Here is a 9,218-nt window from a genome sequence, read left to right as displayed (position 1 = left end):
GTCCAGGTACGCAGGGCCGCGTGAAAGGCGGAGACGACCATCTCCAGGGCCAGCCGGGGGCGAGGGTCGTCGGGGGCGAGGTCCAGGCGGCGGCGCAGAATCTCCTCGACGGCCGCGCTGGTGCGGTCGCAGTACTGCCACCCGTGCCCGGCGACGGACGGCGTGCGCTCGGCCAGGCGCTGGCTCAGCCGTACTCGCCGTACCCACACGCCGTCCCCGTCGTCCATGCGGGCGAGGGCGGAGAGCAGCGCGGCCTGTAGTACGTCCAGGAGGGGGGCGTGACCGAGCGGCAGGTGCTCGACGTCGTCGCGCAGGCCGTTCCACATCGATTCCAGCGGGGCCGAGGCGACCTGCTCCTTGCCGGCGAAGTTGCGGAAGAACGTGCGTTTGGAGATCTCGACGGCCTCGCACAACTCATCCAGGGTGACCCGGTCGAAACCGCGTTCGGTGAACAGCGCGAGGGCGGTGTCGATCAGCGCGGACCTGGTCCTGAGCTTCTTGCGCTCGCGCAGTGGGAGCCGCTCGGCGGCGGGCACGTCGTGGGTCATCGCCGCCAGTGTATCCGCATGGGCAGATGCCGATTGATGGCTTATGCTCCTTAGCGGCATTTTGCATAGAGAGAAGGAAGCCATGCGCGCTCTGCTCGTTGACCGTTCCGTCCCTTCCGGCCTGCGTCTGGGCGAGGCGCCCGATCCGACGCCCGCCCCCGACCAGGCGCTCGTCCGGGTCGCCGCCACGTCGCTCAACTTCGGCGAGGTCAGGCACGGCATCGCGAACGCCGAAGAGGGCGCCGTGCTCGGCTGGGACGCCGCCGGGATCGTCGTCCAGGCCGCCGCCGACGGGTCCGGCCCGGCGGTGGGCACCCGCGTGGTGACCCTCGCCGGGAGCGGCGGGTGGGCCGAGCTGCGGGCCGTGTCCACGGGCACGATCGGGGTCGTCCCCGAGCACGCCGACCTCGGCGCGATCAGCACCATCCCGGTCGCGGCGGCGACCGCGCTGCGCGCCCTCGACCGGATGGGCCCCATGCTGGGGCGGCGCATCCTGGTTACCGGTGCGACGGGCGGCACCGGGCGCTACGCCGTACAACTCGCCCGGCTCGGCGGCGCGTACGTGATCGCGTCCACCGGCGACCCGGCCAGGCACGGCGACGCGCTGCGCGCGCTGGGCGCGGACGAGGTGATCCGCACTCCGGAGGAGGCCGACCCTGGGCTCGACGGGGTGCTCGACATGGTGGGCGGCCCGCAGCTCGTGGCGGCCTTCGACCGGCTCGGCGACGGCGGCACGCTGATCGCCATCGGCCACGCCACAGAGGAGGGCGAGCACTTCCCGTTCGGCACGCTGATCAACAGCGAGGGCCGCCAGGACCGGTCGCTGGTCACATTCTGGCTGATGTACTGCCAGGGCCTGGACCGCACCCTGACCTGGCTGGCCGAGCGGGTCGCGGACGGTGTGCTCAGCCCGGAGATCGCCTGGCGCGGCGGCTGGGACGACGCCGCCGAAGCGGTGAACGCCCTGCTCGAACGCCGCCTGCACGGCAAGGCGGTCCTCGACCTCACCTGACGGCCCTTCGTTGCGCGTGTTGCGTGCCTGTCGAACGCCGTACCGTCGCACCGCTCGCTCCCGCGGTCCGTCCCGATGATTGCACCAGCAATCGTCGGGCTCGTGACTCTCGGTGAGAAGGTGCAGATAATGGGCGACCCCATGGACCTGCTGACCCCGGCCCAACGGGCACACCTCGGCGCACTCGAATCGACCTTCCCGGGATGGCGGATCGTGGTCCACCAGGGAGTCTGGCACGCGACCCGCCACCGGGCGCTCACGCCCGAGCAACGGTGCAACGGCCTGCACCGCCAACTCGCCCGTCCCGATCCGGTGGCGCTGTTCTACGCGCTGTGCGGGCAGTTGGCGATCCTGGTCCGAATGGGCGACGCGTGATCAGGCGGGGTTGAGGAGTCGGCGGAGTTCGGTGGCGTGCGGGTGGGTGTGCGCCTGTCGGGGGAGGGCCTTGGTGATCTTGGTGGTGATGAAGCGGCGGGCCGTGCTCATGGGGCCGGTACTGAGGGTGGTGACGGCGTGGGTGAGGCCGTCGTCGATCTCGCGCCGCCGTACCAGGTCGAGGGCGCGGACGAGCGGGAGGAGGGTGAGCGGGGCAGGGGGGTCGACCCGGTAGAGGCTGCTTGTCTGGTCGGTGGTGTCCGCGGCGCGGTCGTCGCCGATCAGGGCGAGAAGGTACGCCTCGTTCCAGTGCAGCCATGCCTCGCCCACTGTGGATGCCGGATCGCTGTGCTCGGCGGCGGAAGGCGGGAGGCGCTCAAAAGTCCGTGTGAAGTTCTGTAGGGCGGCCCGTGCGTCGGCCGGGCCGCCGGTGTGGCCGTCGGCGGCCAGCCAGCCTTGTACGATCTGCGCCCGCACGAGCCCGTAACTCGGCGTGTACCCGGCTATATGGACGGCCTTGTCGACCAGCCCCTTGATCACGTCGGGAGACGCCCCGGGCCACCAGCACATCCCGGTGGCCTCTTTGGCGCGGACCCACACCGCCAGGCTCCGATCACCGGAGGCGTCGGCGGCTCGCCGGGCGGCCCGCCACACGTCGCGGGCGGCCCGCGAGTTGCCCGTGTCGTTCAGATCGGTCGCCAGCAGACCGGACAACTCGGCGGACACTCGCAGAAGACCGGCCTGTACGCGCGGAGTGTTGCCCTGGCCGAGCAGATGGCCTAAGGCAGCGAGGTCGGCGGTGAGATCGGTGACCATGCCCCCGATCGGCTTCCGGTTGAACATGTAGCCGTACTCGCGGACGGTTCGTTCCCAGTCGTCAAGATCGATGCGGGTGTCGAGGACTCTGTCGATTCCGGCAATGGCCTGTTCGAGATCGGCCAGCGGGATCGCCGCTCCAGCACCGGCGGTGGCGATGAGCTGTATCGCGGTACGCCGTTCCATGTCGTCGCCTTCGTCATCGATGGGAGGACCGCCTGGTGATGTACCCTTTCGGCGGCGTTCGGATGCCACGGTGTCGGCGTGCATGGCGATGAGCTCGCCATCGCAGCCGAGGCAGGCGTCCACAAGACGCGTGGCGGTGGCGGTGGGCCGGTTGCGACCGCTTTCCCATCTGCTGACCAGGCTGAAATGCACATGCGCCGCAGCGCCGATATCGCGTACGCCGAGCCCGCTGGGCTCCCGATGCCTGCGCATCGCCCCACCGAACACACTCCAGACCGGATCGAGCCCCATCCTCGAATCCTTACACCACAGCGCGTCCGCGTGCTCACGATCTGTGAAATCGGCTCCCCTTGTACTCATCGAGTAGCCAGGTGAGCGCGTGGGTGAGGGTGGGCCCATACCCGGGCTCGGTGGTCAGGGCGATGAGGCGGTCGCGGAGGGCCTAGGGAACCTTGATGCTGACCATGTCGGCTTGTGTCACCCCGCTAAATTCCCAGGGCGGAGCGGCCAATGCAAACCGTGGCCGCCTGATCGCGCAGCGATATTGGTAGGCGGCGGTGGTAGCCCCGTCAATATGGTGATCTCGTGCTGAAGCCGACATATCCCATTGAAACCGCCCGCCTGCTCCTCCGCCCCTACACCATGGACGACCTGGACGGCCTGCATGACTTTCACTCGCGGCCTGACGTCGTCCGCTACCTGTACTGGGACGCGCGTACGCGCGACGAGACCAAGGCCGCCCTACAGACCAAGATCGGGCAGGCGGAGTTCAACGAGGAGAACGACACGCTCTGCATCGCGGCCGAACTACGCGACACCCGGGCACTGGTCGGGGACATGTACCTGTTCTGGCGGAGCAAAGAGCACCGCCAGGGGGAGATCGGGTTCGTGTTCCACCCTGATCACCATGGGCGTGGGCTCGCCACCGAGGCGTCCAAGGAGATTCTGCGGCTCGGCTTCGAGGAGCTGGGGCTGCACCGGATCTACGGCCGGTGCGACGCCCGTAACAACGCCTCGGCCAAGCTGATGGAGCGCCTCGGCATGCGGCGCGAGGCCCACCTGGTGGAAAACGAGATCTTCAAGGGCGAGTGGAGCGACGAACTGGTCTTCGCGATGCTCCGCCGCGAGTGGCGGTGACCGTCGTCAGCGACCGCGCAGGATGGACGGGCTGGTAAGGGTCGCGGTCAGGGTGCCGGTGCGGACTCCGGAGGGGATGAGGGCGACGAGGGCCAGGGAGCAGGCGTCGTGCTGATCGATGAGGTGCCTGAGCGTGCTGTCCGGAGGGCCGGGGCGGCCATCGAGCTGCCCGAAGGGCTTCTGGTTCTCGACGCCGATTCCGGGGAGTTCACCCGGATGCCGAAACCCGTGGCGGACGCCGAGATCCGGGGGTTGTCGTTCGATGGCGCGCGGATGGTGCTGGTCGGCGGGCGTGGTACCTGCTTGCTTAGACTGGCGGACGCTGAGCAGCGTTGGCACGGCGTCCCGGAGGAGCGGTACGACGAGCACGCGGACCTGTCCCCGGACGGCAGGACCGTCGCCATCCTCACCTGTGACGAGGAGAACGCGATCATCAGCCTGCTCGACCCCGAGACGGGGCGGCGGCGGGACATCTGGTCCGATCCAAGGGACGGCTTCACACGAGTGTGAGATCCGCTGGTCGCCCGGCGGTCGTACGTTAGCGGCCACGTACATGATCTGGGACGACGAGATGGACGACGACGCGTTGTCCACCGTCGTCGTGGACGCGGCGTACGGCAGGGTCCTGGCCGGACCGTTCATCCGCACCCATCTTCTGGGTGGCTGGCTCACCGCCGACCTGCTGTCCTTCCGGGAGGAATACGATGACCTGCACCGTCTCCAGCGCCTGGACATGACCACAGGCCAGGTGATCACGGGTCCGACGATCCCCGGTCGCGTCTGGGCGGCTGTCGCCGGACGGCATGTCCACGAGGTCGACGAGCTAGAAGATCACCACGCCGAGGACACCACTTTCTACACGACCGACGTCGGCTTCGCCGCCCGCCGCCCGCTTTTCACTCTGCATCCGAAGGTGGAGGTCCGGTCCTTCTTTCTCGCCGCGGGAGTGAGCCTTCCTTCGCCGCGGTGACCGGCTTGAGGGCAGAAGGTGCCTGCGGGACGACGAGGGTGGCGGGCATGTAGATGGTGGCGGTGAGGCCGCCGTACACGGACGGGGCCAGGCTGACGCCGATGCCGTGCCGTACGGCGAGGCGGGCGACCACGAAGAGGCCGAGGTGTTCGGTGTCGGCGAGGTCGAAGTCGGGGGCGGCGGAAAGTTGCTGGTTGAGGGCTTCGAGCTGAGCCGGGGGCAGGCCGAGGCCGCGGTCTTCGATGTGGATCAGGAGTGCGCCGGGGGAGAGTTCGCTGCGGACCTGGACGGTGGTCTGCGGCGGGGAGAAGAGGGTGGCGTTCTCGGCGAGTTCGGCGATGAGGTGGATGATGTCGGCGACGGCGTGGCCCGCCAGGGCCCCGGAGGGCGCGGGCTGGATCTCCACGCGGGGGTAGTTCTCGATCTCGGCGACCGCGGCCCGCAGCACGTCGTAGATCGGGATGGGGTGCCGCCAGCCGCGGCCCGGGGTCTCGCCGGAGAGCACGATCAGGTTCTCCGCGTGCCTGCGCATCCGGGTGGTGAGGTGGTCCAGGCGGAACAGTTCGGCGAGTACGTCGGGGTCGTCCGCCTTGCGCTGCATCGCGTCCAGGTGGCCGAGTTGGCGGTGCAGCAGGGCCTGGTTGCGCCTGGCCAGGTTGGCGAAGACCTTGCTGACGCCCCCGCGCAGCGCGGCCTGTTCGATGGCGGCGGCGACGGCGGTGCGCTGCACGGAGCTGAAGGCCCGCGCGATGCCCGCGATCTCGGCGGTGTGGCCGCCGCTGGGCAGGGGTTCCAGCTCGCCGGGGTGGGGGTCGCCCGCGCGGAGGCGTTCGACCAGGCGCGGCAGCCGTACTCCGGCCAGCTCACGGGCCGCGTCGCGCAGACCGGCGAGCTCCCCGGCGAGCCGGCCGCCGAAGCGGACGGTGATGAGCACGGACACCAGTACGGCCAGCAGCCCGATGCCGCCCGCCACGGCGAGCTGGACCCAGATCTCGGTGGCGGCCGGGCCGGTTCGGGCGCGCAGGAGTTCGGCGGTCCTGGCCTGGTTGCGTTCGACGGCGGCCCACAGCGCGTCGGTGCCGGCCTCCCATGAGCCGGTCTCCTGCGCGGACAGGGCGAGGCCGGGGGCGGCGGCGCCGATCCGGTCCTCGATCCGGGCGAAGCGGGCGGCGACCGGGGAGGCGGCGAGGCGCTGGTGCGGGCCGCCGAGTTCGGAGCCGAGGTCGGCCAGCGCCCAGCCGTGCAGGAACCTGCGGGTGGCGACCGCCTCCCGGAACGCCAGCCGCTCGGCCGGCGTCATCCGGCCGGCCAGGGCCACGGCGGCGATCAGCGCGCGCTCCCGGGACAGCAGTTCCTTGACCTCGCCGAGCGCGGTGACGGCCCGGCCCTCTTGATACATCGAGAAGTCGGGGACGAGCACCATCGAGTCGTACATGCGGTAGACGGCGGTGATCATCCGGCTGTAGTGCTGGATGACCGGCAGCGGGTCGCCGCCCGCGTCCACCCGCCCGCGCAGCGTGGGCAGCTCCGCGAAACCGGCGGCCAGCGTCGCCAGGTGCGCGCGCATCTCGGTGGAGTCGGCGCCCGCGGCCCGCGCCCGGAAGCCCGCCACCGCGCGGTCGGTGGCGGCGCGCTGCCGCGCCAGCTCGGTACGGCGGGCCCGCTCGCCCGGTGAGGAGCGCAGCGCCCGTACCGACGCCAGCCGTTCCCGCTGTAACGCGGCCACGACCTGCTCGGACGGGCCCGCGACCGTGTCGGCCAGCGTGCCGATCGCGACCAGCCGGGCCCCGTCACCACCGGTGAGCACCACCGCGAACACCCACAGCGCGATCAGCGAGACGAGCGGCACCAGGAGCAGCAGGGTGATCCTGAAGCGGATGGGCCTGTCCATACAAGCATGTCCCCACAGCGTCCGGTGCGAAGCCCGCGTATGCGGGCAAGGTACGCGTGCCTGAGATCGCAGTGAGGCTACACCAGCCCGGCCTCCCACCGTGGCCGGTTGCGCACGGCGGCCTCATTCCGCGCCGAACTCGCGCCGGGCCGCCGAACCCGGCAGGGCTCCGCGGCCCGCCGGGCGGAACGTACGGCCATGCGCTCGGCGGCTACGCCGAGGTGATCGGGGTGCTCCGCAGTTTGGCGACCATCTCGGCCTTGAACCGGTAGGCCTCCTCCAGCGTGGAGCCGTCGCGCAGCGCGATCACCACGTCCTCCTCGGCGTCGGCGTAGGCCAGGGCGTCGCCGAGGACGTCGGTGGTGGGCAGCGCGATCACGCCGTTCCAGTCCATCACCACGGCCATGCCGTCGGTGACCCGCACGCCCGCGATGTCCACCGGCTCGCCCACGGAGGCGACGTGGAGTTCTTCCCCGGCGCCGGCGGTGGCCTCGTACAGGGCCCAGACCGGCAGGTCCAGGTCGCGGAAGGCGTCGGCGTCGCGGACGCCGCCCTCCACGAGGACGCCGAACGCGCCGCTGGCCAGCGCGGCGCGGGTCAGGATCTCACCCCACACGGCTCCGGCGCTGACATGACCGCCGGCGAGCACGAGGACCCGGCCGTCCAGATCCTCGTCCAGGAGCCGGTGCAGGGGGAACAGGCCGTCGTCCCCCGGACCGCTCGCGAGCCGGACCGTCCTGGCGGTGCCGAGGGCGCCTTGGGAACGGTACATGGGCCGAAGGGGTGGGCTGAGCCAGCCGGTCAGGCCCCGTAGCTGGAGTACGTCCGCGATCGCGGTGGTCGGGGGAACCACGAATAATCACCTCATATGAATGAATAAAGAGAAACTTCGGGATCCTTCACCTCGAAAAGCGTCCCGGGTTCTCACGGCCCGCCGTACCCTCCGTCGTCGTTGCCGGGCAGGACGACCTGAAGGCCGGCCACCGCCCGCTGGGGGCGGCGACCGGTCGCCTCTCGCTGTCGATCGGACACGCTCGGAACCGTCAGCCCGCCTCGGGGCCGTGCACGGCCTCGCGCAGCCGCTCCACGAGCTGACGCGGCTTCTCCGCGCCCCACACGTTGCGGCCGAACGCCACTCCGGCGCCACCGGCCGCGACGATGCCCTTGGCCACGGCGACCAGTTCGTCCTCGTTGTCCATCTTCGGCCCGCCCAGCGCCACCACCGGGACCGGGCACGCCTCGGCCACCGCCGCGAACTCCTCCGGCGGCCCGGGGCACATCGTCTTGATGATGTCCGCGCCCAGCTCCGCGCCGATGCGCGCGGCGCGCGCGACGTTCTCGACCGTCCACGGGACGGCGCGGCCCCAGCCGCCCGGGATCATCTCGGCCATCACCGGCAGGCCGACGGTCTCGGCCTCCGCGCAGACCCTGGCCAGCCGGGTCAGCGACTTCTCCTCGTCCGGCGCGCCGGGGAAGCCCAGCATGACCAGGCAGTCGGCGCCGACCTTCAGCGCCTCCTCGACCGTGTAGAGGATCGAGCTGGTGTCGCCGGCCGGGAACTCCCCGATCTCGGAGGAGCCGCCGTCCACCCGGAGCACCAGCCCGGACCGGGCGAACTCGCCGGCGTAGGCGCGGGCCAGGTGCCAGGTGGCCAGCACGCCGTCAGGACGGCCCGCCGCGATCTCCCGCATCGGCTCGCCGAGCGGCGGCCCCTCGCCCATGTACGCGGCGTGGTCGATCGCGACGAAGACACTGCGCCCGTCATCGCCGAAGACCCGGCGCAACCGGCGTAGCTTGCCCGCCCCCACGGCGGATGTGTACTGCACTGTGCATCCCTTCAGGAAGTTCGATGTGGTCCGGGGTCCGACGCTTCGACCTGGCGCTCGAACTCCGCGCCGTCCCAGTAGTCCACCCGGTGGTCGATCAGCCCGCCCGACACGCGGAAGCGGAACATGCCGCGGATGGAAACGGGCGCGCCGCCGTACCTCGCGCTCATCCGGTACGGCACGGCGGCGCGGTCCCCGTCGATCAGCATGTCCTCGACCTCGTAGCGCAGTTCGGAAAAACCGGCGAGGAACGACGCCAGCCGTTCCCGGTAGGCGTCCCTGCCGCGCACGCTCACCCCGGCCGCCGAGGTGTGCTCGTTGAAGAAGCCGGGCGTGACGCACGCGGCGATCTCGTCCCGGTCATGGCCGTTGAGCGCGTGGATGTAGCGCTCGACGGCCTCTCGGGTCGCGGTCGCCGAAGCGGTCACCGACGTGGTCGCCGAATCCGATGCGCCGG

The 9,218-nt window shown here is 70.9% G+C and carries 11 protein-coding genes; 5 read left to right on the top strand and 6 right to left on the bottom strand.

Annotated features, from left to right (window positions below; all coding sequences use genetic code 11):
• A partial coding sequence (locus C1I98_RS10040) for a TetR/AcrR family transcriptional regulator (protein WP_111166905.1) occupies positions 1–548 on the bottom strand: 548 nt, incomplete at its 3' end.
• A gap of 82 nt (positions 549–630) precedes the next feature.
• Between C1I98_RS10040 and C1I98_RS10035 the strand changes: the two genes are divergently transcribed.
• Together C1I98_RS10035 and C1I98_RS10030 are read left to right on the top strand one after the other, a co-directional pair.
• A complete protein-coding gene (locus C1I98_RS10035) occupies positions 631–1,560 on the top strand; it encodes a zinc-binding dehydrogenase (protein WP_111166904.1) in 930 nt (309 codons plus the stop codon).
• A gap of 129 nt (positions 1,561–1,689) precedes the next feature.
• Positions 1,690–1,935 (top strand): hypothetical protein, encoded by a 246-nt coding sequence (locus C1I98_RS10030; protein WP_111166903.1) that lies wholly within the window; start codon positions 1,690–1,692, stop codon positions 1,933–1,935.
• Here the strand turns inward: C1I98_RS10030 and C1I98_RS10025 are convergent, their stop codons facing one another.
• Positions 1,936–3,228, bottom strand: coding sequence for a helix-turn-helix domain-containing protein (locus tag C1I98_RS10025; RefSeq protein ID WP_158557979.1), 1,293 nt, complete (start codon positions 3,226–3,228; stop codon positions 1,936–1,938). It abuts the gene before it with no gap.
• A 294-nt stretch (positions 3,229–3,522) separates the two neighbouring features.
• On the opposite strand from C1I98_RS10025, the gene C1I98_RS10020 reads away from it, so the two are divergent.
• The 3 genes from C1I98_RS10020 to C1I98_RS10010 all read left to right on the top strand — a co-directional run bounded on the left by C1I98_RS10020 (position 3,523) and on the right by C1I98_RS10010 (position 5,044).
• The gene (locus tag C1I98_RS10020; RefSeq protein WP_111166901.1) at positions 3,523–4,074 is read left to right on the top strand and encodes a GNAT family N-acetyltransferase; all 552 of its coding nucleotides are present in this window, start codon (positions 3,523–3,525) and stop codon (positions 4,072–4,074) included.
• 108 nt (positions 4,075–4,182) lie between these two features.
• On the top strand, positions 4,183–4,584 hold the full coding sequence (locus C1I98_RS10015; protein WP_111166900.1) for a hypothetical protein: 402 nt from the start codon (positions 4,183–4,185) through the stop codon (positions 4,582–4,584).
• 43 nt (positions 4,585–4,627) lie between these two features.
• Positions 4,628–5,044: a hypothetical protein gene (locus tag C1I98_RS10010; protein ID WP_111166899.1), complete on the top strand. Its 417-nt coding sequence runs from the start codon at positions 4,628–4,630 to the stop codon at positions 5,042–5,044.
• Here the strand turns inward: C1I98_RS10010 and C1I98_RS10005 are convergent.
• The 4 genes from C1I98_RS10005 to C1I98_RS09990 form a co-directional block, all read right to left on the bottom strand.
• On the bottom strand, positions 4,971–6,935 hold the full coding sequence (locus C1I98_RS10005) for a sensor histidine kinase (RefSeq protein WP_111166898.1): 1,965 nt from the start codon (positions 6,933–6,935) through the stop codon (positions 4,971–4,973). The two genes, C1I98_RS10010 and C1I98_RS10005, sit on opposite strands and share 74 nt — an antisense overlap.
• Positions 6,936–7,146: 211 nt before the next feature.
• The gene (locus C1I98_RS10000; protein WP_111166896.1) at positions 7,147–7,788 is read right to left on the bottom strand and encodes an RraA family protein; all 642 of its coding nucleotides are present in this window, start codon (positions 7,786–7,788) and stop codon (positions 7,147–7,149) included.
• Between the two features lie 190 nt (positions 7,789–7,978).
• A complete protein-coding gene (locus C1I98_RS09995; RefSeq protein ID WP_146607354.1) occupies positions 7,979–8,761 on the bottom strand; it encodes a class I fructose-bisphosphate aldolase in 783 nt (260 codons plus the stop codon).
• A gap of 11 nt (positions 8,762–8,772) precedes the next feature.
• Positions 8,773–9,189, bottom strand: a complete 417-nt coding sequence (locus C1I98_RS09990; RefSeq protein ID WP_111166908.1) for an ester cyclase — start codon at positions 9,187–9,189, stop codon at positions 8,773–8,775.
• Positions 9,190–9,218: the final 29 nt, after the last annotated feature.

This window comes from Spongiactinospora gelatinilytica, from assembly GCF_003236385.1.
GTDB lineage: Bacteria > Actinomycetota > Actinomycetes > Streptosporangiales > Streptosporangiaceae > Spongiactinospora > Spongiactinospora gelatinilytica.
Note: the sequence above shows the minus strand (reverse complement) of the source record. Positions and strands in the feature narration are given on the sequence as shown.

Excerpts from the sequence above, each read along its gene's own strand:
- C1I98_RS10035 (WP_111166904.1), top strand. The coding sequence starts at position 631 with ATGCGCGCTCTGCTCGTTGACCGTTCCGTCCCTTCCGGCCTGCGTCTG.
- C1I98_RS10030 (WP_111166903.1), top strand. The coding sequence starts at position 1,690 with ATGGGCGACCCCATGGACCTGCTGACCCCGGCCCAACGGGCACACCTC.
- C1I98_RS10025 (WP_158557979.1), bottom strand. The coding sequence starts at position 3,228 with ATGGGGCTCGATCCGGTCTGGAGTGTGTTCGGTGGGGCGATGCGCAGG.
- C1I98_RS10010 (WP_111166899.1), top strand. The coding sequence starts at position 4,628 with ATGATCTGGGACGACGAGATGGACGACGACGCGTTGTCCACCGTCGTC.
- C1I98_RS10005 (WP_111166898.1), bottom strand. The coding sequence starts at position 6,935 with ATGGACAGGCCCATCCGCTTCAGGATCACCCTGCTGCTCCTGGTGCCG.